Below are 23,369 nucleotides of genomic sequence, written 5' to 3'. Positions count from 1 at the left end.
CGGGGCACTGTTGGCGATGTGTCAACTATGGTGCACCCGAAGCCGCATCGACGCCAGTCCTACGGCCGCTGCTCGAAGACCTGCCCGATCCAGCCCTTGACGTCGAAACGTTCCGTCGGTTTGAAGCCCTGGCTCTCGTAGTAGCGCTGCAAGTCGCCGTCACCACCGGCCCAGCAGTCGACCCGCACCAGCCCGATACCGCGTTCCCGCGCCTCGGCCAGCGCGAACTCGATGAGCCGTGAGCCGACCCGGTGCCCGGTGAACCGGCGCGAGGTCAGCAGCAGGCCGATGTAGATCTCCGGCTCGTCGACCGGCGAGACATGCGGGAAGCGGTCGCCGAGGATGATCGCCCCGGCCACCTCTCCGTCGATCTCGGCGAGGTACAGCCCCGGTCCGTCGGCCATCCCACGGACCCGCTCGACCCGCTTCGGGATGGTGGACCACGGCTCGGTCCCCCACTGCCCTTCGCTGCCGCGCGACGCCAGCCACGCGACGACCTCGTCGAACATGTCCAGCAGCGTTTGGAAATCCCCAGAACCACCCTGGCGGATGATGAAGTCGCTCATCCTTCCGTTCTACAACATCGTGAGCACACGCGGACCTTCTGTGGTGATCGCGACCGTATGCTCCACGTGCGCCGCCCTGGCGCCGCCGACGGTGCGCAGTGTCCAGCCGTCGTCGTCGGTCCGGTAGGCGTCGCGGCCGTCGGCGATGAGCATCGGCTCGATCGCCAGCACCAGCCCCGGCTGGAGACGCATGCCGCGACCCGGCTTGCCCTCGTTCGGCAGATGCGGGTCCTCGTGCATGCTGCGGCCGATCCCATGGCCACCGTGGTGCGCGAGAAGGCCGTAGCCCGCTTTGCGACCGACAGTGCCGACAGCGTGGGAGATGTCGCCCATCTTGCCGCCCACCTGCGCGGCGGCGATCCCTGCGGCCAGCGCTCGTTCGGTGGTCGCGATGAGTTCGAGATCGGCGGGATCGGCCTCGCCGACGACGTAACTGATCGCCGCGTCGCCGTGCCAGCCGTCGATGTAGGCACCGGCGTCGATGCTGACCAGGTCGCCGTCACGCAGGCGATAGTCCGACGGGATGCCGTGGACGACGGCGTCGTTGACGCTCGCGCAGATCACGGCGGGGAACGGGGTCGGCGCGGAATGCGGCTGATAGTGGAGGAACGACGGCTTCGCACCGGCGTCCCTGATCACCTGCGCGGCGATCTCGTCCAGCTCTTTCAGGCTCACGCCGATCGCCGACGCCTCTTTCGCCGCTTGCAACGTCCGTGCCACGACACGGCCGGACTCGCGCATGACGTCCAGCTCGGTGGCGGATTTCAACTCGACCATGCCGATAACTATACCGGTATAATTATCGGCATGGTCAAGGGCGTCAGGCGACGCCGAGGTGCCGCGCGATCAGCATGCGCTGCACCTCCGAGGTCCCCTCGCCGATCTCCAGGATCTTCGCGTCACGGTAGAAGCGGCTCACCGGGAACTCGTTCATGAAGCCGTACCCGCCGAAGATCTGCGTCGCGTCGCGCGAGTTGTCCATGGCGGCGTTCGACGCGACGAGCTTCGCGATCGACGCCTCCTTCTTGAACGGCTCACCGCGCAGCATCTTCGACGCCGCCGCGTAGTACGCCAGCCGCGCGGTGTGCGTGCGCACCTCCATGTCGGCGATCTTGAACTGGATCGCCTGGTATTCGCCGATCTTGTGCCCGAAAGCCTCGCGTTCCTTGACGTACCGCAGGCATTCGTCGACGCAGCCCTGCGCGAGCCCGACGCTCAACGCGGCGATCGCGACCCGGCCTTCGTCCAAAATGGACAGGAACTGGGCGTACCCGCGGCCGCGTTCGCCGACCAGGTTCTCGGCCGGGACACGGAGGTCGTCGAACGAGAGCTCGTGCGTGTCCGAGCAGTTCCAGCCGACCTTGGAGTATTTCGGCGCGACGCCGAAGCCCGGCGTGCCGGACGGCACGATGATCGCCGAGATCTCCTTGCGCCCGTTCTCCTTCACGTCGGTGACGGCGGTGACCGTGACCAGTTTCGTGATGTCGGTGCCGGAGTTGGTGATGAACGACTTGCTGCCGTTGATCACCCAGGTGTCACCGTCGAGTTTCGCCCGCGTGCGGGTGGCGCCCGCGTCCGAGCCGCCGCCGGGTTCGGTGAGCCCGAAGGCGCCGAGCGCGGTGCCGGCGCACAGCTCCGGGAGCCACTTCTCCTTCTGCTCCTCGGTACCGAACCGGTAGATCGGCATGGCACCCAGGGAAACGCCCGCCTCGACGGTGATCGCGACCGAGGAATCGACGCGCGCCAATTCTTCAAGGGTCAGGCAGAGCGCGAAGTAGTCGCCGCCCATGCCGCCGTACTCCTCGGGGAACGGCAGGCCGAACAGGCCCATGTCGGCCATCTTCGCGACGATCTCGTACGGGAATTCCTCCCGCTCGTAGAGGTCGCCGATGACCGGGGCGACCTCGGAGCGCGCGAACTCCTCGACCGTCTTGCGCAGCGCCTCGTACTCGTCATCCAGCCGAAAGTCGATCATTGCTCATCCTTTTGGGGTGTCACGACGGCTACCGTCTCGTCCAGCGCGACCTGTTGGCCTGCCCGGACGGGGAGTTCACTGACCACGCCGTCGATCGGCGCGGTGATCGTGTGCTCCATCTTCATCGCCTCGACGACCACGAGCGGGGTCCCGGCGGTCACCACGTCACCGGCGGCGGCCTTGACCACGAGCACGGTCCCGGGCATCGGGCTGGTGACCGGTCCGGCGCCGCCCGCGGCACCGGCGGCCGAACGCAGCCGTTCACGCTCGCCGATCGCGAAGCTGTGCCCGTCACGCGCGAGCCACACCGTCCGGCCGGTCCCGGCCGCGTGCCGGTAGCGGTGGAAACCGGTGGGATGCCGGACTTCCAGCAGATCGCCGAGGCGTCGCGCGGACACCTTCACCGGCTCGGCGCCGTCGACACTGACGAGCGCGTTCGCGGGCGTGCCCTGCACCCGGACGACGGCTTCGGAGCTGCCCGACTTCAACGCGAAGTCGATCCCGCCCGAACCGCCGAGCCGCCAGCCGTCCGGGACGTCCCACGGATCGACGACGTCTCCCTGGGGCTGCAGGGAAAGCAGCCGGTCGAGCGCCGCCGCCACGAAGAACTCCGGCGGCACCTCCTCGGAGACCAAAGTGGACAGTCGCCGGTCGACGAGGCCGGTGTCGAGCTTGCCGTCACGGACGTCGCCGTCGGCGAGCAGCCCGCGCAGGAAGGCGACGTTGGTACCGAGGCCGAGCAGCGCGGTGTCCGCGAGCGCCAGATCGAGCCGGTGCAACGCGGCCGCGCGGTCCGGTCCCCAGGCGATGACCTTGGCCAGCATCGGGTCGTAGTTCGAGCCGATGACCGCGCCCTCGCTCATCCACGAGTCGACGCGCACGCCCTCGCCGGACGGTTCGTGGACCGCGAGCACGGTGCCACCCGTCGGGATGAAACCGCGAGCGGGATCTTCGGCGTAGACACGGGCTTCGACCGCGTGGCCGTCCAGCTTGACATCGTCCTGCGCCACGGTGAGCACGTCGCCGGCGGCGATCTTGACCTGCCACTCGACGAGATCGAGCCCGGTCACCAGCTCGGTCACCGGATGCTCGACCTGCAGCCGGGTGTTCATCTCCATGAAGAAGAACTCGTCGGGCGCGGTGGCCGAAACGATGAACTCGACCGTCCCCGCGCCGACGTACCCGACCGAACGCGCGGCCTCGACGGCGGACGCGCCCATCTTCGCGCGCGTGGCTTCGTCGAGGAGCACGGACGGCGCCTCTTCGATGATCTTCTGGTGCCGCCGCTGCAGGCTGCACTCACGCTCGCCGAGGTGGATCACGTTGCCGTGCTTGTCGGCGAGCACCTGGATCTCGATATGGCGCGGCGTGGTGACGAACCGCTCCATGAGCAGGGTGTCGTCACCGAAGGAACCCTTGGCCTCGCGTCGGGCGGACTCGACCGCGGCGTCCAATTCGGACAGTTCGGTGACCAGCCGCATCCCCTTGCCGCCACCACCGGCGGACGGCTTGAGCAGCAGCGGGAAGCCGACCTTCTCGGCGGCGGCCGCGAAACCACCTTCGGGGATGTCCACATCGGACGCTCCGGGCACCACCGGGACCCCGGCCTTGGACACCGTCGCCTTGGCGCGGATCTTGTCGCCCATGGCGTCGATGGCCTCGACCGGCGGACCGATGAACACCAGCCCCGCCTCGGCGCAGGCGCGGGCGAATTCCGCGTTCTCCGCGAGGAAGCCGTAGCCGGGGTGGACCGCCTGCGCGCCCGTGTCGAGCGCAGCCTGGACGATCGCGGGAATGGACAGATAGCTCTTCGCCGCTTCGGCCGGGCCGATGCGGACAGCCGTGTGCGCCTCCCGGACGTGCCGGGCGTCGGCGTCCGCGTCGCTGTACACCGCGACCGAACGGATGCCGAGCCCCTGCAGCGAGCGGATCACGCGGACCGCGATCTCCCCGCGGTTGGCGACCAGAACCGTGTCGAACATGCTCACATCCTGAAGACGCCGTAGTTGACATCGGACAAGGGCGCGTTGGCCGCCGCGGACAGCGCAAGGCCGAGCACCGTGCGGGTGTCCGCCGGGTCGATCACGCCGTCGTCCCACAGCCGCGCCGTCGAGTAGTACGGGCTCCCCTGCGCCTCGTACTGGTCGCGGATCGGCTCCTTGAAGGCCTCTTCGTCCTCAGTGGACCATTCACCGCCGCGTGCCTCGATGGCGTCGCGGCGGACCGTGGACAACACCGACGCCGCCTGCTCGCCGCCCATCACCGAGATCCGCGCGTTCGGCCACATCCACAGGAACCGGGGCGAGTACGCGCGGCCGCACATCGAATAGTTGCCCGCGCCGAACGAGCCGCCGATGACGACGGTCAGCTTCGGCACGCGTGCGCAGGCCACCGCTGTGACCATCTTCGCGCCGTGCTTGGCGATACCGCCCGCCTCGTAGGCGCGGCCGACCATGAACCCGGTGATGTTCTGCAGGAACAGCAGCGGGATCGAGCGTTTGTCGCACAGCTCGATGAAATGCGCGCCCTTCATCGCGGACTCGGCGAACAGGACGCCGTTGTTCGCGATGATGCCGACGGGGTGGCCGTGGATCCGGGCGAACCCGGTGACCAGTGTCGAGCCGTACTCCTTCTTGAACTCGCCGAACCGGCTGCCGTCGACGATCCGCGCGATGACCTCGCGGACGTCGTAGGGCACGCGCGGGTCGGTCGGGACGACGCCGTACAGCTCGTTCGGGTCGGCGACCGGGGCCTCCGTCGGGAGGACATCCCACGGGCGTGGCGTACGCGGGCCCAAGGTCGACACGATCGAGCGAACGATGCGCAAGGCGTCGGCGTCGTCTTCGGCCAGGTGGTCGGTGACGCCGGACTGGCGCGAGTGGACGTCGCCGCCGCCGAGTTCCTCGGCCGTGACGACCTCGCCCGTCGCGGCCTTCACCAGCGGCGGGCCGCCGAGGAAGATGGTGCCCTGGTTCCGCACGATGACCGCTTCGTCGCTCATCGCCGGGACGTACGCGCCGCCCGCCGTGCAGGAGCCGAGCACCGCGGCGATCTGCGGGATACCCCGCGCCGACATGGTGGCCTGGTTGTAGAAGATCCGGCCGAAGTGCTCACGATCCGGGAAGACCTCGTCCTGCCTCGGCAGGAACGCGCCGCCGGAGTCCACCAGGTAGATGCACGGCAGGTTGTTGTGCAGCGCGACCTCTTGCGCACGCAGGTGCTTCTTGACCGTCATCGGGTAGTACGTGCCACCCTTGACCGTCGCGTCGTTGGCGACGATCACGCATTCGCGGCCCGAGACCCGCCCGATCCCGGTGATGATCCCGGCCGACGGCGCCTCGTCGTCGTACAGTCCGGTGGCGGCCAGCGGGGACAGCTCCAGGAACGGCGAACCCGGGTCGAGGAGGGTGTCGACCCGGTCGCGTGGCAGGAGTTTGCCCCGCTCGACGTGGCGGGTGCGGGATTTCTCCGGGCCCCCGAGCCGGGCGGCGGCGAGCCGCTTGCGCAGGTCTTCGACCAGCTCGGCGTGGGAGGTGACGCTGCGGGCGTACTCGTCGCTGCCCGGATCGGCAGAAGTGCTCAGTACGGGTGTGTCCATGGCTCCTCGTCGCCAAGTTAGCCGTCGTTAACTCGCGTGCACAGGTTAACGCCCACTAACGTCGCTTGTCCACCGCACCCGGAAGTACGTGAAGGCCCCCTTCACTGCGCTAGACGCAATGAAGGGGGCCTTCACGTACTGGAAATCAGCCGATGGCGGAGACCAGCGGGTTGTAGTAGCCGCCCCGCTGGCCGGTGGCCGTCGGGTGGTACGAGTTCACGATCGGCCAGGTGAGGCTGTGCAGGTAGTCGTCGGCCGACGAGCAGATGTTGTGCCCGGTGAAGGCGGGCCGCACGTCGACGAACTTCGCGCCGTTGGCCGCGGCACGAGCCGAGAGCACCGACGCCAGCGCGTCGGAACCCGAGTTGATCGCGGTGCGCTTCGTGTCGCTCAGCCCGACCGAGCACGAACCCGGCACCGTGTAGAAGCGCGGGTACCCGAGGACGACCAGCTTCGCGCTGGGCGCCTTCGCCTTGATCTTGCTGTAGACGTTGTTCAGCAGCCCGGGAAGCGTGTTGTTCACGTAGGTCTTCGCGGTGTTGACCCGGTTGATGCAGGTCTGGTCACTGCCGGTGGTGCAGGTGGTCATGACGTCGGCGAAACCGGCGTCGTTGCCGCCGACCGAGACCGTCACCAGCGTGGTGCTGGAGGTGACGTTCGCGATCTGGTTCAAGACGTCGCCGGTGCGCGCCCCCGAGCACGCGACGAACTTGAAGGTGGTCCCGGCGTGGGCGTTGGCCCAAAGCTGGGGATAGGCGTTGGCACTGCGCATGCAGTCACCCGAGTTCCCGTAGCTGCCGGCACCGACGCCGGACGAGTACGAGTCACCGAGCGCCACGTAGTTGGTCGCCGCTTGGGCGGAGCCCGCGAGACCGAGGGTGGCAAGGACAGCGACCCCCAGGGCCGCACCTAAACGAGTGAAGGAAAGAGCTTTGATCCGAGCAGGGACGGCCATGGTCACTCCTTCGTGACAAGTTGACGAGAGACAGCATTACCAGGTGGTAACCCCACACAAAAGGGTCATTTCCCCAGGTAGCCCACTTGGCTCAGGCTGGAAGTACGGCCGCGTGTTAGCGCTCGCTAACACGCGGCCTTAATATGGCCAGATGCCGGCGAACCCCACCCCACTCGTGAACGGCGAGAAGGCGAACAGGCGCGAACAGATCATGGCCGCCGCCGCCGAGCTCTTCGCCCACCACGGTTTCCACGGCGTCGGCATCGACGACATCGGCGCGGCCGTCGGCATCTCCGGCCCGGCGCTGTACCGGCATTTCCGCAGCAAGGACGCCATTCTCGGCGAGATGCTGAATTCGATCAGCCGCTACCTCCTCGACGGCGGGACGGCCAGGGCGAGCCAGCGGGACGAGCCGGGTGAGGTCCTCGAAGCACTGGTGGATTTTCACGTCGATTTCGCGCTCACGCATCCCGCGCTGATCACCGTGCAGGAACGCAACCTCGCCAATCTCACCGACAGTGACCGCAAGCAGGTCCGCGCCCTGCAGCGCCAGTACGTCGAGGTGTGGGTGCGCGCGATCAGCGACGCCGTCCCCGGGATCGGCGAGCGGCAGGCGCGCTCGGCGGCGCACGCGGTGTTCGGGTTGATCAACTCGACGCCGTACAACCGCCATCTCGGTGACAGCGAACTGGCCGAGATGCTCTGCCGTCTCGCGCTGGGTGCACTGCACTCCGCCAAGTGACCACGACCGGGTTTCGGCCTATCCCCACTTTTCCGTCCTCTGGTGTTTGATAGGCACGTGGAGCCGGACAGGAGCGAGTACGAGCGGAGGCTCGTCGAAAAGGCGCAGCGTGCGCTCGTGGCGATCAGCCTCGGGGAGGACGCCGAGGCGCTCGACGAGCTCATGCCGACCGCCGCCGAGCCGCAGGCCCGCTCCGACGAGACCAAAGAGCTCGTGATGATGCTGTTCGGCGAATGCAGCGCCATGGTGTCGACGCTGGGTGATGGGGGAACTGCGCCGGTGAAGGTGCAGGTGTTCGACGAGGACGGAGAAGAGGTCTCGATCGACCAGGCGGACCCGCCCGTGCGGACGGCCGTCCGCACGCTGCTGGCCGAGGTGCACGGCAACAGCGAGGCCGCGCAGGAACAGGTCGAGATCGCCCTCGCCAACGCCGCGCCGGACGAGGTCGACAGTCTTGTGCTGCAGGCGCTGCGGTGGACGATCCGGCTGTCGGCGGAATGCCTGGACCGGGATCTGCCGGTGGCGCCCTGGATCTCGGACGCCGTCGCGGACTAGCCGCTCGCGCTCTTGGACGGCTCGCGTGATCAGCCGGACAGCGGGAACGCGTTGCGAAAGCCACTTTCGCAACCTTCAACGTTGCGAAAGTGGCTTTCGCAACGGCAGGTCGCCCGCCGGCCGGGCTAACCCAGCAGCAGCTTCACCAGCCGCCCGATCTGCTCGGTCTCGATCAGGAACGAGTCGTGCCCGTAAGGCGAAGCGATGACGGCGAATTCCGCCCCGGCGACCCCGTCCGCGATGGCCCGCGACTGGTACAGCGGGTAGAGCCGGTCGCTGTCCACCCCGGCCGCGACCGTCCGCGCGGTGATCCGGCCGAGCGCGTTTGCGACGCCACCCCGTCCGCGGCCGACGTCGTGGGTGTTCATCGATTCGGTGAGCACCACGTAGCTGCCCGCGTCGAACCGCCGCGACAGCTTACCGGCATGATGGTCCAAATAGGACTCGACGGCGAACCGGCCACCGCGCAGCGGGTCTTCACCGTCCTGATGGCGATGGCCGAAGCGTTGCGCCAGTTCGGCTTCGCTGCGGTACGTCGCGTGCGCGATGCGGCGCGCGATGCCGAGTCCGGCGTCCGGGCCGCCGCCGGGAAGGTCGTAGTAGTCGCCGCCGTGCCAGCCCGGATCCGACCGGATGGCGTGCAGTTGCGGTGCGGCCCAGGCGATCTGATCCGCCGACGCCTGCGCGGTCGACGCGAGGACGAGCAGCGCCGCGACCCGCTCCGGCTCGCTCACCGCCCATTCCAGCGCGCGCATCCCGCCCATGGAGCCGCCGATCACCGCGGCCCACCGGCCGACGCCGAGCGCGTCGGCGAGGACAACCTCCGCGCCCACCTGGTCCCGAACGGTCACGGCCGGAAACCTGCTGCCCCAAGGCTTTCCGTCCGGATGCGCGGACGACGGACCGGTCGAGCCCTGGCAGCCGCCGAGCACGTTCGGGACCACGACGAAGAACGCGTCCGTGTCTATCGCCTTGCCCGGCCCGATCAGGCCGTCCCACCAGCCGGGGCTGACGTGACCTTCCTCCGCGGGGCCGACGGCGTGGCTGTCCCCCGTCAGGGCGTGCTCGACGAGAATCGCGTTGGAGGCTCTGGGATTCAGCGTTCCCCAGGTCTCGTAGGCGAGCGTGAACGGCAACGCCCCGCCGGTTTCGAGCGCCTGGACGCCGGCGACGAAGCGGCGACGTCCAGACGGCTCTCCCTCTCGCCAAGCACCGGTCACAGAGCGGCCTTGGCCGCCCGGAATCCGGCTTCGAGGTCGGCCTTGAGGTCCTCGATCCCTTCCAGGCCGACGGCGAGCCGCACGAGGCCCGGCGTGACACCGCTCGACAGCTGCTCCTCCGGCGTGAGCTGGCTGTGCGTCGTCGAGGCCGGGTGCACGATCAGGCTGCGCACGTCGCCGATGTTGACCAGCTGGCTGTGCAGTTCCGTACCGTCCACAAAGGCCCGTCCGGCTTCGACCCCGCCGCGCAGGTCGAACGAAAGCACCGCGCCGGCGCCCTTCGGCAGGTACTTCTTCGCGGCCTCGTGATACGGGCTCGACGGCAGCCCGGCGTAGTACACCTTCTCGACCTCGTCGCGCTGTTCCAGCCATTCGGCCAGCGCCTGCGCGTTGGACACGTGCCGCTCCAGACGCAGCGAAAGCGTCTCGATCCCTTGCAGGATAAGGAAACTGTTCAGCGGCGCGATGGCGGCGCCGGTGTCGCGCAGGATCTGGACGCGGGCCTTGGCCGCGTACGCGCCCGGGCCGAGCACCTCCCAGTACTTGAGGCCGTGGTAGCTCGGGTCGGCTTCGTTGAACCCGGGGAAGCGCGCCGGGTCCTTGCCGAAGTCGAAGGTGCCGCCGTCGACCAGTACCCCGGCGACCGTGGTGCCGTGCCCGCCGAGGTACTTGGTCGCCGAGTGGACCACGATGTCGGCGCCGTGCTCGATCGGCCGGACGAGATACGGCGTCGGCACGGTGTTGTCCACGATCAGCGGGACACCGGACTCGTGCGCGGCGTCGGCGACCTTGCGGATGTCGAGGACGTTGCTGCCCGGGTTGGCCAGTGTCTCGGCGAAGAACAGCTTGGTGTTCGGCCGGACGGCCGCCTTCCACTGCTCGATGTCGTCCTGGTCCTCGACGAACGAGACCTCGATGCCGAGCTTCGGCAGCGTGTAGTGGAAAAGGTTGTACGTGCCGCCGTAAAGCGCCGGACTGGAGACGAAATGGTCACCGGCGTTCGCGAGGTTGAGGATGGCCGCCGTCGTGGCCGCGGTCCCGGAGGCGAACGCCAGCGCCGCGACGCCGCCTTCGAGCGCGGCGAGCCGCTGCTCCAGCACGTCCTGCGTGGGATTGTTGATCCGGGTGTAGATGTTGCCGGGCTCGGCGAGGCTGAAGAGATCGGCGCCGTGCTGGCTGTCGCGGAACACGTACGAGGTGGTCTGGTAGATCGGGGTCGCCCGCGCGCCGGTGGCGGTGTCCGGCGCCGCACCCGCGTGGATCTGCTTGGTCTCGAACGACCATCCGTCCGCGCTCATCGCGATTCTCCTAGCGGCTCAAGGGGTTTCGGCTGTTGGCACCGAAGCTAGCTCCGCCGGACGGGGCACCCAACTGCTCTCAGGAGGTGGGATTCCTTTCCTGGAGAGCGAACCGGTTGCCCTCCGAATCGGTGAACATCGCCCACCAGCCCCACGGCTGCTTCTCCGGCCTGGCCGGGAACTCGACGCCTTTCGCCGAAAGCTCCTCATACGTCTTTTCGATGTCGTCGGCGTAGAAGAAGAAATTGCCCGTCGGGAGTTCGTCCCGCACCTCGAAGCGCTTGAGGTCCTCCGGCGCGGTGCTCAGGACGAGCGACGTCACCCCATCGGCTGACGTGACCTCGACCCACCGGTTCCCTTCGTCGTCGTACGGCACATCGGTGGTGATCTCGAATCCGACGACCTCGGACCAGAATCGCTTCGCACGTTCCTGATCCCGCACGCCGACCACGATCTTGTGCACGCCTCGAATCGCCACGTCTCGCTCCTTTGTATCCATAATGGATATAACGAAATCGGAGTGTATGCTTCGCGGATGGCCGACGGCAACCCGCAGCTCACCCCCGCGGCGTTCCAGACCCTGCTGGCACTCGCGAAGGGGCGCGCGCACGGCTACGCGATCATGGGTTTCGTCGACGAGGTGAGCGGCGGCACCGCCCAACTCGGGCCGGGCACCCTGTACCGGACCCTCGCCCGGCTCGTCGCCGACGGCCTGGTCGAAGAGGCCCCGGACGCGAGCGAGGACCAGCCGCACGACTCTCGCCGTCGTTACTACCGGCTGACCCGCGCCGGCCGCGAAGTCGCCGCCCGCGAAGCCGAGTTCCTGAGCAGGCTCGTCGCGGTCGCCGACCAGGCCGGGCTGCTGAAGCGCGCGGAGTCGGCGTGAGCCGGGCGCTCGGCTTGGCGCCGCATCTGTTCGTCAAGGACGTCGACGCGTCGCTTTCCTTCTACGGCAAGGCGTTCGGCGCCGTGGAGCTGTTCCGCAACGTCCTGCCGAACGGCGTCGTGCTGTTCGTGGAGCTCGCCGTCGGCGACGCGCGGCTGCTGGTGAGTCAGGAGATCCCGCAACTCGACGCGCTCGCTCCGTCGACGCTGGGCGGCACGCCGATGCTCTTGGTTCTGGAGACCGAGGACCCCGACGACCTCGTACGGCGCGCGGTGTTCGCGGGCGCCCGGGTGGAGGCGCCGGTCGAGGAGATGTTCTTCGGCGAGCGCTACGGCCGGATCGTCGACCCCGACGGCCACCGGTGGGCGCTGACCACGAAACGCGAACGGTTCACGCCCGAGGACATCGACGCGAGGACGCCCCGCGAGGTCTGACGTGTGCGGCGGTCCCGCCTGCTGGACAATCGCCCCATGGTTTCGGTGCGCACTGTCGTCGACCGGGTGGGGCCGACGCTGCTGCACGCCCTCCAGGTCCCCGAGGAGTCCCCCGCGGTCGGCGACGTCGTCATCGCCGAACCCGGCCACACCCTCGCCGCGGGGGACCTCGTCCTCGGCGTCGCGATCACCGAAACACCGGAGGCCGCCGAACTCGTCAAACTCAGCGCGGCCAAAGGCGCCGCCGCCGTCCTGCTGAAACCCCCGCTCGCGGCCAAGCCCTCGGTGAAGCGGGCGGCGAAATCGGCGGACATCGCGTTGATCGAGGTGCGGTCCGCGACGTCGTGGGCCCAGCTCGTCTGGCTGCTCAGGACGGTCCTCGACGCGCTGGCCGACGAGTCGGACGCGCTGGAGGACGGTGGCGGCCCCGGTTCCGGCGACCTGTTCCGGCTCGCGGACGCGGTCGCCTCGGTGGTCGACGCGCCCGTGACCATCGAGGACACCAACTCGCGGGTGCTCGCCTACTCGGCCCGGCAGGACCTGACCGACTCGGCGCGCGTGTCCACGATCATGGGCCGCCGCATCCCGGACGACGTGCTCGCGCGCTTCCGGTCGCGCGGGGTGTTCCGCGAGCTTTCCCGTGGGCGGCAGACGATCTTCGTGCCCGCGCAACGCGACGGGACCCTGCCCCGGCTCATCGTGCCCATCCGGATGGGCGGCGAACTGCTGGGGTCGATGTGGGCCGTCGTCGCGGGCCCGGTCTCCGACGAACGCGCGGCCGCGTTCGCCGACGCGGCCCCCGTCGTCGCGCTGCACCTGCTGCGCCGCCGCGCGCACACCGATTCGCAACGCCGGGTCTCGGCCGAACTCCTCCGCGCGCTCCTCGAAGGGAAGGCCAGCCCGCGCAAGGCGATCGCGGAACTCGACCTGTCCGAGGAGCCGCACCGCGTGGTCGTCATCGAGGTCTCCGGCGGCGACGGCCGTGACGACGAGGGCTTGCGGCTCGCGCTGCTCGAACGGATCTCGCAGGGTGTCGGCAGGCGGCCGGTGGCCACCGAACTCGGCGGCGTCCTCTACGCCGTCGTGCCGGACGGCGACGGCTGGGACGAACTCCGGACGGCCCTCGAAGCCCTGCCGTCGTCGCGGAAGGGCGGGACACCGAGGGCGGCCGCCGGCTCGGCCTGCGAAATCGGCGAGCTCGCGACTTCACGGCTCCAGGCCGACGAAGCGCTGGGCCTGCTTCGCGCGAAGCTCGTCCCTGGCCGCGTCGTTGTCTTCGACGAGGCGTGGACGGCCCTTTCGCTGCACCGCGGCGCGACGGCGGCGAGCACCTCGAAGGTCGCCGAGCTCGGGCCGCTCGGCCTGCTGCGCGCGCACGACGAAGCCCACGAGAGCGGCTACGTCGACACGCTCTACCAGTGGCTGCGGCATCCCGGAGACCCGCGCGCGGCCGCGAAGGAACTCCGGATCCATCCCAACACCCTCCGATACCGGATGCGACGGCTGCTCGACCTGGTCCCGTTGGACCTCGACGATCCCGACGTCCGGCTGGCGCTGATCACGCAACTCGTTTCCCTGCGGTGGAGTTGATTCCACTACAAACTGCTCGATGCCGAATACTTTGTAGCGCGACATTCCGCACCCGGACGTCAGGAAAGGGTCTTTCAGGACGGAAAACGTCTTGAAAGACCCTTTCATGACATTCGACGGTTCAGTGCGCGCTGGCGCGATATCCGTCCTCAATGGTCTGCCGTACCGCGGCGAGCAGATCGGCACCGGGGTAAAGCGGCAAAAGAACACCGGGGCCACCGTCGACCCGAAGCGCGGCTTCGTATCCGTGCCCGGGGGTTTCGACAAGGCCGACGATGACATCGGCCGGATTGCCTTCGGTGTCGACGGTGCGGACACGCCGCTCCCGCCGCCAGTCCTGATTTGTCATGCGGAACAGAATGGCAGCTTACCGGCCAGTAAGATCAACATCTTGACTCGATCGTGCTGCATTTACCGATCCGCAGGTTGCACGACCGCGCCCACCCCCAGCGAACGCGGCCGTGCGTCATACCCGATAACCGAGGTCTTCGGCGACGAATCTCTTCGGCACCATCCGGACCCGGACCGTCCCTTTCACCTCGGGATCATCGTGCAGGTAAGAACGAAAACGCGCATCCCATTTGCTCTCGTCGGGACCGAGATACCGGCTCAGCAGCCGCTGTCCACGAGGGACGTCGAACGGCAGCACCTCGGCCTCACCGCGCGCGAGCACCTGCCGCACCAGGCCGGTGCCGACGTCGCACACGTCGACGGTCACCGCGATCGACGGCGACTCGCGGACGAGCCCGGCCAGCCGCGCCCACGGCCCGGTGAGGATCCAGAAGGCCTTCTTCTCCCAGAGGTACCAGGCCGGGCGCACGGTCGGCCCGGCCGCGGCGACCCTGGCCGTCAGCGGACCGGCGAGGAATTCGTCGACGTCGAACATCAGATTTCGAGCAACGTCTTGCCGAGCGCGCCCCGCGACTGCATGACCGCGTGCGCGTCCGCCGCCCGCTCGAGCGGGAACCGTTGGCCGATCACGGGTTCCAGGCGTCCGGCGGCCGCTTCGGCGAGCGCGGACTCGGTGAACGCCCGCATCTGTTCCGGTCCGCCGAGGCCACGGATCACCGTGACCCCGCGCGCGGCGGCGTCCTCTTCGGACACCTCCGTCCACGAACCACTCGACAGGCCGTAGATCACCATCCGCCCGCCCGGCTTCAGCAAGCCGAACGACGTCGTCCCGATCTCACCGCCGACACCGTCGAACACGACATCGACCTCTCCCGCCTTCTCCGCCCAGCCGGGCTCCCGGTAGTCGACCGCCAGATCGGCGCCGTGCTCCCGGACGTGCTCGGTCTTCGCCGCACCGCCCGCCGCGCCGACGACCTCGGCACCCGCGGCCTTCGCGAGCTGGGCGACCAGTCCGCCGACCCCGCCCGCCGCCGCCTCGACCAGCACGCGCTCCCCCGGCCGGATCCGCGCGGCGGTCACCAACGCGGTCGCCGTGCGGCCGTCGGCCAGGATCGCCACGGCGGCGTCGAGGGCCAGGCCGTCCGGCACTTCGAAGACGGCATCGGCGTCGACCGCGACCCATTCCGCGTAGCCCCCGGAACCGCCGGTCGAGGTCACGACGCGCTTGCCGACGAGGCCGAGGTCGGTCCCTTCACCGACCGCGCTGATCACGCCACCGACACCGTTGCCCGGGATCAGCGGCGGCTCGGCGCGGAACGGCCCGCCCCCACCCGCCCGGAACTGCGTCTCGACGAACGTGATGTTGGCGAAGGCCACCTCGATCAGCACCTGACCCGCTCCGGGCACCGGATCCGGGGCATCGCCCGCGACGAGCACTTCGGGCCCGCCGAACTCTTTCAACCACACGGCTCTCATGTGACCCAAGGTGCAAGCTCCAGTTGACTGGAGGTCAAGCGATTGTGCCGGGAAAACCATGATCGGTTCCCAACACTGTCACCGGCGAACGATGACACCGCCGTCCGGGTGGCTCACCGTGAGTGGCAGCACCTTTGTTCGCAGAACCGTCGCCAGGAGGCTTTCCGTGCGTATCGCCGTCCCCCGTGAGATCAAGAAGCATGAATACCGGGTGGCGCTCACCCCGGCGGGCGTGCACGAACTGACCGGGCGCGGCCACGACGTCTTCGTCGAGACCGGCGCCGGCGTCGGCTCGTCCATCTCCGACGACGAGTACGTCGCCGCGGGCGCGAAGATCCTCGCCACCGCAGAAGAGACCTGGTCCGAGGGCGAACTCGTGCTCAAGGTCAAGGAGCCGATCGCCGAGGAGTACCCGCGGCTGCGCGCCGACCAGGTGCTGTTCACCTACCTGCACATCGCCGCGGACCGGCCGCTGACCGACGCGCTGCTGGCCGCGGGCACCACCGCGATCGCCTACGAGACGGTGCAGACCCCGAACCGCGCGCTGCCGCTGCTCGCGCCGATGTCCGAGGTCGCCGGGCGGCTGGCGCCGCAGGTGGGCGCGTTCTCCCTGATGAAGCCGAGCGGTGGCCGCGGCGTGCTGCCCGGCGGCATCCCCGGCGTCCACCCGGCGCGCGTGGTCGTGATCGGCGGCGGTGTCGCCGGCCTCAACGCGGCGCGGGTCGCGCTCGGTCTCGGCTCGGACGTCGAGATCCTCGACACCAACGTCGACCGCCTCCGTCAGATCGACAACGACTTCGGCGGCCGCATCCGCACGGTGACGTCGAACGCGCTGTCGGTCGAGCAGTCGGTGCTGGAGGCCGACATGGTCATCGGCGCGGTGCTCGTGCCCGGCGCGAAGGCCCCGAAGCTGGTCTCGAACGACCTCGTTTCGCGGATGCGTCCCGGCAGCGTGCTGGTGGACATCGCGATCGACCAGGGCGGCTGCTTCGCCGACTCGCGGCCGACCACGCACGACGAGCCGACCTACAAGGTCCACGAGTCGGTGTTCTACTGCGTCGCGAACATGCCAGGCGCGGTGCCCCGGACCTCGACCTACGGCCTGACCAACGTGACGCTGCCGTACGCCGTGCAGCTGGCGGACCACGGCTGGCAGAAGGCGCTGCAGGCCGACGCTTCGCTGGCGAAGGGCCTCAACACGCACGCCGGTGCTCTCACCAACGCCCCCGTCGCCGCCGCGCACGGCCTGCCCGCCACCGACCTGGCCGCCGTCCTGGCCTGACCCCCACGCCACACTCCCACGCGAGGGACCTTTGCCACCCCAGTGCGCAAAGGTCCCTCGCTCCTTTTTGCGCCTTTCCGGCCACGGCGCTCTGCGCCGTCGGCCACCCCATCGCGAACCGGCGCCGACCGCACCGCGGGGGTCCTGGGGGCTCGGCCCCCAGGGTGATACGACGAAGCCCCACCTCGGGGAAGGCGCGCAAGCACCGACCAAGGTGGGGCAAAGGGGCTGAGGGCGGCCCGCTCGACCAGCCTGGGGGTCACTGGGAGCGGGCCGCCTCCTACATCGTAGGTAATAAGTCGCCGTCGCGCTGCATGGGGTTGCCATGTCTTCCGAATTATTTCTTCACAGACCCTCGGCGCGGTCGGTGATTTTCCGCGCTTTGCGTCGTATATCCGGTAGTCAGCGGCCATTCGGCGCAGCGGTGGGTGCCCTGGAGGACGGATCCGTCACCCGGTGGAACGTGACGAAGGTCGCTTTCGGCGGATTGACCCCTTCCTCGGGTGCGGACTCACCCCGTGAGGCAGGATGTCGCGTGATCGGCCTTCGTCAACAAAAGGGGACGGTATGCACGACGGCAGTGGCCGCATCGCGGTGCAGAACCTGAGCAAGCAGTTCGGTGCGGTCAACGCGGTCCAGAATCTGAGCTTCACGGTGGAGCCCGGTTCGGTGACCGGCTTCCTGGGGCCCAACGGGGCCGGGAAGACGACGACGCTGAGGATGCTGCTCGGGCTGGTGACGCCCACGAACGGCACGGCGACCATCAACGGGCGCCCGCACGACCAGCTGGGGAATCCGGCGCGGGTCGTCGGTTCGGTGCTGGAGAACGAGGGGTTCCACCCGGGACGCACGGCGCGGAATCACCTGCGCGTGTACTCGGCGGCGATCGGGATGCCGGATCAGCGGGTGGACGAGGTCCTGGGGCTGGTGGGTCTTTCGTCGGCGGCGGACCGCAAGGCGGGCGGGTTCTCGCTCGGTATGCGGCAGCGGCTGGCGCTGGCGACGGCGTTGCTGGGGAATCCGCAGGTGCTGGTGCTGGACGAGCCGACGAACGGGCTCGACCCCGAGGGCATCCTGTGGCTTCGGAACTTCCTGCGCGCGTACGCGCGTGAGGGGCGCACGGTGCTGGTCTCGAGCCACCTCCTGAACGAGGTGGAGCAGACGATCGACCAGGTCGTGATCATCAGCCAGGGCATGACGCGCTACAACGGCTCGCTGGACCAGTTGCGCAAGAGCAACCAGTCGCGGGTGCTGGTGCAGTCCGCCGACGCGAGCGGCCTCGTCTCCGCGTTGCAGGAGGCCGGGATCACGCAGGTCGCGCCGATGCCGGACGGCCGGGTCGCGGTCTCCGGCGCGACGGTGCAGCAGATCGGTGACATCTCGGCCAAGGCGAGCATCGCGGTCTACGGCATGCAGGAGGAGACCGCGGATCTGGAGCGGATGTTCTTCCAGCTGACGCAGGGCCAGTACGCCGCGCCGCCGCCGGGGTTCCAGCAGGGCCCGCCGCCGGGCTACCAGGGGCCGCCTCCTGGTTATCAGGGCCCGCCGCCCGGGTATCAGGGCCCGCCGCCCGGCTACGCGCCGCAGAACACGCCGCCGCCCGGTTTCGCGCCGCCGCAGCAGTTCCAGCAGCAGGGTCAGCCGCCGCAGCAACCGCAGTACCAGCAGGCGCCGCCTCAGCAGCAGGCGCAGCAGCAGGGCCAGAACGAGGGCTGGGGAGGCCAGGGCTGATGGGCAACCTGATCAAGGCGGAGTTCCGCAAGACGCTCACGCTCAAGGCGTGGTGGGCGCTGATGATCCCCGCGGTGGTCTTCGCTTTCGCGTTCGCCCTGTTCTGGGGCATGGTCACCAACGACTTCAGCGATTTCCTCGGCCGCTCGGACACCCGTGAGCTGACCGAGGCGCTCGGCATCTCGACCGGTGAGCTGCCCGTCGGCCTGCTCGCCCTCGGGCACGGCATCAACATCGGCACGATGATCCCGATCATCTTCGGGGTCTTCGCCCTCGCCGGCGAGTACACGAAGAAGACGATCACGACGACGTTCCTCACCGCCCCGAACCGGGTTTCGGCGTTGAGCGCGAAGATGATCACCTACATCGTCTGGGGCGCGATCTACGGCGTGATCATCGTGGGCGCGGCGAGCCTCGGCACCGTGATCACGGTCGACAGCCAGCGCCTGCCGACCGCCGGTCAGTGGCTGGGCGTGCTGGGCGCGGGTGTCCTCGCGACGATCCTGGCGACCCTGTTCGGTATCGGCGTCGGCGCGGTCTGGCGCAGCGTGGTCGGCAGCATCATCACGCTGACCATCTGGATGCTGGTGGTCGAGAACGTGCTGGTGTTCGTCATGTTCGGTGCCGCGGACATCACCTGGCTGGGCGGCGTCCTGCCGAACGGCACGGTGAACGGCATCGTGGGTGCCATCGGCGCGGAGGCGTTCGGCGCCGCCGGGGTGAAGGTGCCCGGCCTGCAGGACGAGACGGCGTGGGCGCTGCAGTACGCGGCCGGCGCGCCCGGCGCGTTCTCGTGGTGGGCGTCGGCGCTCATCTTCTTCGGCTGGACGATGATCTTCTTCCTCGCCGGCTGGGCCGTGAACCAGAAGAAGGACATCACGTAGGTCATCAGCCTCACGCCGCACACGCCATGAACGGTCCGTTCCTTGCAANNCGGACCGTTCATGGCGTTCGGCCCTGCGCGAACCGGCCGGTCCTGTCGGTGCGGCCGCATAGGCTTGCGGGGTGACCACTGCTCCACCTCGTCCCCGTCAAGCCAGTCCGGCACGTGAGACGGCCCCGGTGCCCACCGGAGGCTGGATCCGCCGCCTGGCCGCTTCGTGCTGGAAACATCCTTGGCTCGTCGTGCTCTCGCTGGGCGCGGCGATCATCGGCGTCGGGCTGCAGGCCGCCGGTCCGCTGCTGATCCGCGAGGCGCTGGACGACGCCGTCGCGGGCGACACCTCCCGGCTCGGCCTGCTCGCCGCCGTGATGGCACTGCTGCAGGTGCTGACGTTCGGCAACGCCTTCGCCCGCCGGTACGTCGGCGGGCGGCTGGCCCTCGACGTCCAGCACGACCTGCGCCGCCAGGTGTTCGGCGCGGTCTCGCGGCTCGACGGCGGCAAACAGGACGCGTTGCGCACCGGCCAGGTCGCCTCGCGCGCGATCTCGGATCTGCAGCTGGTCACTTCGGTACTGATGCAGGTGCCGCTCTCGGCGGGTTCGGTGATCTTCGCGCTGCTGTCGCTGGGCGCGATGCTGTGGATGTCGCCGACGCTGACCCTGATCGCGATGGTGGTCGCCCCGGCGATCGCGATCATCATGGCGGTCAGCCGGAAGCGGCTCTTCCCGGCGACGTGGGCGGCACAGCAGCGCGCGGCCGACGTCGCGCAGCAGGTGGAGGAGACCGTCACCGGCGTACGCGTCGTGAAGGGCTTCGGCCAGGAAGCGCGCGAAGTCGCGAAGCTGGAGAAGACGGCGAGGAAGCTCTTCGCCGAGCGCATGCGTGCGGCGAGGCTCTCGTCCTTGCCGACGGCCACGACGGCGGCGCTCCCCGCCGCGGGCCAGGTCGCGGTGCTGGCGGTCGGCGGAATCCTCGCGCTGAAGGGCGAAGTCAGCCTCGGCACCTTCCTGGCGTTCGCGACCTATCTGTCCATCCTGATCGGCCCGGCGCGGATGATCTCCAGCCTGGTCGTCCAGGCGCAGCTGACCAGGGCGGGCGCGGAACGGGTCAACGAACTCATCGACGCGCAGCCCGACGTCGTCGACAGCCCGGACGCGCGCCCCCTGCCCGACGGCCCGCTCGGTGTCCGGCTGGAGGACGTCTCCTTCGGCTACACGCGGCCGGATCCCGTGCTCGACGGGCTCACCCTCGAGGCGCGGCCGGGCGAAACACTCGCGCTGGTCGGCACGGCCGGTTCAGGCAAGTCGACGATCTCCTTGCTGCTGCCCCGGTTCTACGACGTACACAGCGGCTCGGTCCAGGTCGGCGACGTCGACGTCCGCGACGTCCGGCAGCACGATCTGCGCGGCGCGATCGGCGTGGTATTCGAAGAGGCTTTCCTCTTCTCCTCGTCGGTACGCGACAACATCGCCTACGGCAGGCCGGACGCGAGCGACGAAGAGATCCGCGCGGCCGCGCGGGCGGCGGAGGCGGACGAGTTCATCCAGCGCCTCCCCGACGGTTACGACACGCTCGTCGGCGAGCGCGGTCTCACGTTGTCGGGCGGTCAGCGGCAGCGGCTCGGCCTCGCCAGGGCGCTGATGACCGATCCGCGCGTGCTGGTCCTCGACGACGCGACTTCCGCCATCGACACGGTCACCGAGGCGGCGATCCACGACACGCTGCGCTCGGTCACCGCGAGCCGGACGACGCTGCTGATCGCGCACCGCCGCTCCACCCTCGCCCTCGCCGACCGGATCGCCGTGCTCGACAAGGGACGCGTCGTCGACGTCGGCACCGAGGAGGAGCTGCTCGCCCGCTGCCCGCTGTTCCGCGAACTCGTCGCGGGCCCGGGTGACGACGTCGAGGAGCCGCATCGCTGCGAGGGGCTCGACTGCGGTCCCGCCGGGATCACCCCCGCCCTGTGGCCGGAGCAGGACAAGGCCGACGAGCTGGCAGGCGAGCGGAAGGGCTCGGGCGGCGAGTGGGACGTCGACCTGCCGCCGAGCAAGGAACTCATCGAAGGCGTGCGGAAGCTGCCGCCCGCCACGGATGTCCCGCGGCTGCCGGGCACCGATGTCACCGCGCCCGAACCGAAGTTCCGCCTCGGCCGCCTGCTGAAGCCGGTGCGCGGCCCGCTCGCCGTGGTGATCGGGCTGGTCGCGGCGGACGCGCTGGCCACCATCGCGATGCCCGCGCTGTATCAGCACGGCATCGACAACGGCGTGCGCGCCGGCGCGGAGGCGGTGATCTGGCTGGCCGCCGGGATCGGCGCACTGGTGATCCTCACCGACTGGCTGGTGGTGTACCTCCAGACGAAGATGACGGCACGGGTCGGCGAGACGGTGCTGTACTCGCTGCGTGTCCGCAGTTACGCCCATCTGCAACGGCTCGGGCTCGACTTCTACGAACGCGAACTGTCCGGGAAGATCATGACCCGGATGACCACCGACGTCGACGCGCTCTCGACGTTCCTGCAGACCGGTGTCGCGCAGGCGGTGGTGAGCGCGCTGACACTGGTCGGGATCGCGGCCGCGTTGATGATCACCGACATCGGGCTCGCGGCGTACGCGCTCGCGGTGCTGCCGATCCTCGTCGTGGCGACGGTGATCTTCCGGCGCGCGTCGTCCAAGGCTTACACCGAAGCCCGGGAACGGGTCAGTGTCGTCAACGCGGACATGCAGGAGAACGTGAACGGGCTGCGGGTCGCGCAGGCGTACACACGCGAGGAGCGCACGGCGGAGAAGTTCGCGTCCCGAAGCGACGAGTACCGGCGTTCACGGCTGCGCGCCCAGCGTCTTGTCGCGACGTACTTCCCTTTCGCGGCAATGCTTTCCGGGCTGGCCGAGGTGGTCGTGCTGATCGTCGGCGCGAACCGGGTCGCGGCGGGCACACTGTCGGCCGGTGTGCTGGTGGCGTTCCTGTTGTACCTGGGCCAGTTCTTCTCGCCGATCCAGCAACTGTCCTCGGTGTTCGATGGCTACCAGCAGGCGCGGGTCGGCCTGACGCGGATCGGCGATCTGCTGCGCACGCCGACTTCCGTTCCGCAGGCGGAAAACCCGATCGCCATGCCGGAGCGCCTGCGTGGCGAGGTCTCCTTCAAGGACGTGGATTTCGCTTACACCGCAACGGACGAGCCCGCCCTTTCGCAGCTCTCACTGGAGGTGGCGCCCGGCGAGACCGTCGCCCTGGTCGGTGCGACGGGCGCCGGGAAGTCGACGGCGGTGAAGCTCGTCGCGCGTTTCTACGACGCGACGGCCGGTGTGGTCCGGATCGACGGCACCGACATCCGCGAGTACGACCTGGCCGCCCTGCGCACGCGAATGGGCGTGGTACCGCAGGAAGCGCATCTGTTCTCGGGAACCGTCGCGGACAATGTGCGCTACGGCAGGCCTTCCGCGACGGACGCGGAGGTCGAGGAGGCGGTCCGGTCCGTCGGCGCGCTCGACGGTGTCGCCGCGCTCCCGGCCGGTTTCCACCAGCCCGTCGGTGAACGCGGACGCTCGCTTTCGGCCGGGCAACGGCAACTCGTCGCCCTCGCCCGCGCCGAACTCGTGGACCCGGACGTCCTCCTGCTCGACGAGGCGACCGCGGCCCTCGACCCGTCCACCGAAGCCGCCGTCCTGCGCGCGACCGAGCAACTCGCGCGCCGCCGCACGACCTTCGTGGTCGCGCACCGCCTCGCCACCGCCGCCAAGGCGGACCGGATCGTGGTCCTTGACCACGGCCGGATCATCGAACAGGGCACGCACGCGGAACTCGTCGCGGCGGGCGGCCACTACGCCCGC

At 69.3% G+C, this 23,369-nt stretch carries 21 protein-coding genes; 9 read left to right on the top strand and 12 right to left on the bottom strand.

All coding sequences use genetic code 11. The features are described from left to right. Positions 1-59: 59 nt before the first annotated feature. From AVR91_RS34205 to AVR91_RS34180, 6 genes are all read right to left on the bottom strand, one after another. Positions 60-566: a GNAT family N-acetyltransferase gene (locus AVR91_RS34205; RefSeq protein ID WP_038508728.1), complete on the bottom strand. Its 507-nt coding sequence runs from the start codon at positions 564-566 to the stop codon at positions 60-62. A gap of 9 nt (positions 567-575) precedes the next feature. Then, on the bottom strand, positions 576-1,343 hold the full coding sequence (gene map, locus AVR91_RS34200) for a type I methionyl aminopeptidase (protein ID WP_063272217.1): 768 nt from the start codon (positions 1,341-1,343) through the stop codon (positions 576-578). Positions 1,344-1,386: 43 nt separating this feature from the next. Continuing rightward, positions 1,387-2,541: an acyl-CoA dehydrogenase family protein gene (locus AVR91_RS34195; RefSeq protein WP_063272218.1), complete on the bottom strand. Its 1,155-nt coding sequence runs from the start codon at positions 2,539-2,541 to the stop codon at positions 1,387-1,389. Beyond that, positions 2,538-4,523, bottom strand: coding sequence for an ATP-binding protein (locus AVR91_RS34190; protein WP_063272219.1), 1,986 nt, complete (start codon positions 4,521-4,523; stop codon positions 2,538-2,540). The genes AVR91_RS34195 and AVR91_RS34190 overlap by 4 nt, the downstream gene beginning before the upstream one ends. A 2-nt stretch (positions 4,524-4,525) precedes the next feature. Continuing rightward, positions 4,526-6,139 carry a carboxyl transferase domain-containing protein gene (locus tag AVR91_RS34185; protein ID WP_063272220.1) on the bottom strand — a complete coding sequence of 538 codons (1,614 nt, stop codon included), beginning with the start codon at positions 6,137-6,139 and terminating at the stop codon, positions 4,526-4,528. Positions 6,140-6,284: 145 nt separating this feature from the next. After that, positions 6,285-7,094, bottom strand: a complete 810-nt coding sequence (locus AVR91_RS34180; protein WP_063272221.1) for an SGNH/GDSL hydrolase family protein — start codon at positions 7,092-7,094, stop codon at positions 6,285-6,287. Between the two features lie 151 nt (positions 7,095-7,245). Between AVR91_RS34180 and AVR91_RS34175 the strand changes: the two genes are divergently transcribed. Together AVR91_RS34175 and AVR91_RS34170 are read left to right on the top strand one after the other, a co-directional pair. Further along, positions 7,246-7,836 (top strand): SACE_7040 family transcriptional regulator, encoded by a 591-nt coding sequence (locus tag AVR91_RS34175; protein ID WP_016337026.1) that lies wholly within the window; start codon positions 7,246-7,248, stop codon positions 7,834-7,836. A 57-nt stretch (positions 7,837-7,893) separates the two neighbouring features. Beyond that, complete coding sequence (locus AVR91_RS34170; RefSeq protein WP_063272222.1) at positions 7,894-8,391, top strand: hypothetical protein; 498 nt, start codon at positions 7,894-7,896, stop codon at positions 8,389-8,391. Between the two features lie 125 nt (positions 8,392-8,516). Here AVR91_RS34170 and metX read toward each other — a convergent pair whose 3' ends face one another. The 3 genes from metX to AVR91_RS34155 form a co-directional block, all read right to left on the bottom strand. Beyond that, entirely contained in the window at positions 8,517-9,611 is a 1,095-nt protein-coding gene (metX, locus tag AVR91_RS34165; protein ID WP_063272203.1) for a homoserine O-acetyltransferase MetX, read from the bottom strand. Next, complete coding sequence (locus AVR91_RS34160; protein ID WP_063272204.1) at positions 9,608-10,909, bottom strand: bifunctional o-acetylhomoserine/o-acetylserine sulfhydrylase; 1,302 nt, start codon at positions 10,907-10,909, stop codon at positions 9,608-9,610. The genes metX and AVR91_RS34160 overlap by 4 nt, the downstream gene beginning before the upstream one ends. A gap of 79 nt (positions 10,910-10,988) precedes the next feature. After that, positions 10,989-11,387, bottom strand: coding sequence for a VOC family protein (locus AVR91_RS34155; protein ID WP_063272205.1), 399 nt, complete (start codon positions 11,385-11,387; stop codon positions 10,989-10,991). A gap of 57 nt (positions 11,388-11,444) precedes the next feature. Here AVR91_RS34155 and AVR91_RS34150 point away from each other — a divergent pair, with 57 nt between their 5' ends. From AVR91_RS34150 to AVR91_RS34140, 3 genes are read left to right on the top strand one after another with little or no spacing between them, the layout of a single operon-like run. Further along, the gene (locus AVR91_RS34150) at positions 11,445-11,795 is read left to right on the top strand and encodes a PadR family transcriptional regulator (RefSeq protein ID WP_037341136.1); all 351 of its coding nucleotides are present in this window, start codon (positions 11,445-11,447) and stop codon (positions 11,793-11,795) included. Next, a complete protein-coding gene (locus AVR91_RS34145; RefSeq protein ID WP_063272206.1) occupies positions 11,792-12,229 on the top strand; it encodes a VOC family protein in 438 nt (145 codons plus the stop codon). Before AVR91_RS34150 ends, AVR91_RS34145 begins: the two co-directional genes overlap by 4 nt. A 36-nt stretch (positions 12,230-12,265) precedes the next feature. Continuing rightward, positions 12,266-13,819, top strand: a complete 1,554-nt coding sequence (locus AVR91_RS34140; protein WP_063272207.1) for a PucR family transcriptional regulator — start codon at positions 12,266-12,268, stop codon at positions 13,817-13,819. Between the two features lie 121 nt (positions 13,820-13,940). Here the strand turns inward: AVR91_RS34140 and AVR91_RS34135 are convergent, their stop codons facing one another. From AVR91_RS34135 to AVR91_RS34125, 3 genes are all read right to left on the bottom strand, one after another. Beyond that, positions 13,941-14,168, bottom strand: coding sequence for a hypothetical protein (locus AVR91_RS34135; protein WP_007033850.1), 228 nt, complete (start codon positions 14,166-14,168; stop codon positions 13,941-13,943). Between the two features lie 117 nt (positions 14,169-14,285). Then, positions 14,286-14,705: a pyridoxamine 5'-phosphate oxidase family protein gene (locus AVR91_RS34130; RefSeq protein WP_063272208.1), complete on the bottom strand. Its 420-nt coding sequence runs from the start codon at positions 14,703-14,705 to the stop codon at positions 14,286-14,288. Then, the gene (locus AVR91_RS34125) at positions 14,705-15,646 is read right to left on the bottom strand and encodes a zinc-binding dehydrogenase (RefSeq protein WP_063272209.1); all 942 of its coding nucleotides are present in this window, start codon (positions 15,644-15,646) and stop codon (positions 14,705-14,707) included. Before AVR91_RS34125 ends, AVR91_RS34130 begins: the two co-directional genes overlap by 1 nt. 166 nt (positions 15,647-15,812) lie before the next feature. On the opposite strand from AVR91_RS34125, the gene ald reads away from it, so the two are divergent. From ald to AVR91_RS34105, 4 genes are all read left to right on the top strand, one after another. Next, on the top strand, positions 15,813-16,928 hold the full coding sequence (gene ald / locus AVR91_RS34120) for an alanine dehydrogenase (protein ID WP_063272210.1): 1,116 nt from the start codon (positions 15,813-15,815) through the stop codon (positions 16,926-16,928). A gap of 567 nt (positions 16,929-17,495) precedes the next feature. Then, positions 17,496-18,659, top strand: a complete 1,164-nt coding sequence (locus AVR91_RS34115; protein ID WP_063272211.1) for an ABC transporter ATP-binding protein — start codon at positions 17,496-17,498, stop codon at positions 18,657-18,659. Next, positions 18,659-19,543: an ABC-2 transporter permease gene (locus AVR91_RS34110; protein ID WP_063272212.1), complete on the top strand. Its 885-nt coding sequence runs from the start codon at positions 18,659-18,661 to the stop codon at positions 19,541-19,543. Before AVR91_RS34115 ends, AVR91_RS34110 begins: the two co-directional genes overlap by 1 nt. Positions 19,544-19,721: 178 nt before the next feature. Then, on the top strand, positions 19,722-23,369 hold a 3,648-nt coding region (locus AVR91_RS34105; RefSeq protein WP_211282804.1), incomplete at its 3' end, for an ABC transporter ATP-binding protein.

This window comes from Amycolatopsis keratiniphila subsp. keratiniphila, from assembly GCF_001620365.2.
In the GTDB taxonomy this organism is placed as follows: domain Bacteria; phylum Actinomycetota; class Actinomycetes; order Mycobacteriales; family Pseudonocardiaceae; genus Amycolatopsis; species Amycolatopsis keratiniphila.
Note: the sequence above shows the minus strand (reverse complement) of the source record. Positions and strands in the feature narration are given on the sequence as shown.

What these genes read in the sequence shown, in the direction of transcription:
- AVR91_RS34175 (WP_016337026.1), top strand. Translation starts at nt 7,246, where the DNA reads ATGCCGGCGAACCCCACCCCACTCGTGAACGGCGAGAAGGCGAACAGG.
- AVR91_RS34185 (WP_063272220.1), bottom strand. Translation starts at nt 6,139, where the DNA reads ATGGACACACCCGTACTGAGCACTTCTGCCGATCCGGGCAGCGACGAG.
- AVR91_RS34125 (WP_063272209.1), bottom strand. Translation starts at nt 15,646, where the DNA reads ATGAGAGCCGTGTGGTTGAAAGAGTTCGGCGGGCCCGAAGTGCTCGTC.
- AVR91_RS34135 (WP_007033850.1), bottom strand. Translation starts at nt 14,168, where the DNA reads ATGACAAATCAGGACTGGCGGCGGGAGCGGCGTGTCCGCACCGTCGAC.
- AVR91_RS34115 (WP_063272211.1), top strand. Translation starts at nt 17,496, where the DNA reads ATGCACGACGGCAGTGGCCGCATCGCGGTGCAGAACCTGAGCAAGCAG.
- AVR91_RS34150 (WP_037341136.1), top strand. Translation starts at nt 11,445, where the DNA reads ATGGCCGACGGCAACCCGCAGCTCACCCCCGCGGCGTTCCAGACCCTG.
- map (WP_063272217.1), bottom strand. Translation starts at nt 1,343, where the DNA reads ATGGTCGAGTTGAAATCCGCCACCGAGCTGGACGTCATGCGCGAGTCC.
- AVR91_RS34140 (WP_063272207.1), top strand. Translation starts at nt 12,266, where the DNA reads ATGGTTTCGGTGCGCACTGTCGTCGACCGGGTGGGGCCGACGCTGCTG.
- AVR91_RS34205 (WP_038508728.1), bottom strand. Translation starts at nt 566, where the DNA reads ATGAGCGACTTCATCATCCGCCAGGGTGGTTCTGGGGATTTCCAAACG.
- AVR91_RS34195 (WP_063272218.1), bottom strand. Translation starts at nt 2,541, where the DNA reads ATGATCGACTTTCGGCTGGATGACGAGTACGAGGCGCTGCGCAAGACG.
- AVR91_RS34180 (WP_063272221.1), bottom strand. Translation starts at nt 7,094, where the DNA reads ATGGCCGTCCCTGCTCGGATCAAAGCTCTTTCCTTCACTCGTTTAGGT.
- AVR91_RS34130 (WP_063272208.1), bottom strand. Translation starts at nt 14,705, where the DNA reads ATGTTCGACGTCGACGAATTCCTCGCCGGTCCGCTGACGGCCAGGGTC.
- AVR91_RS34160 (WP_063272204.1), bottom strand. Translation starts at nt 10,909, where the DNA reads ATGAGCGCGGACGGATGGTCGTTCGAGACCAAGCAGATCCACGCGGGT.
- AVR91_RS34190 (WP_063272219.1), bottom strand. Translation starts at nt 4,523, where the DNA reads ATGTTCGACACGGTTCTGGTCGCCAACCGCGGGGAGATCGCGGTCCGC.
- AVR91_RS34110 (WP_063272212.1), top strand. Translation starts at nt 18,659, where the DNA reads ATGGGCAACCTGATCAAGGCGGAGTTCCGCAAGACGCTCACGCTCAAG.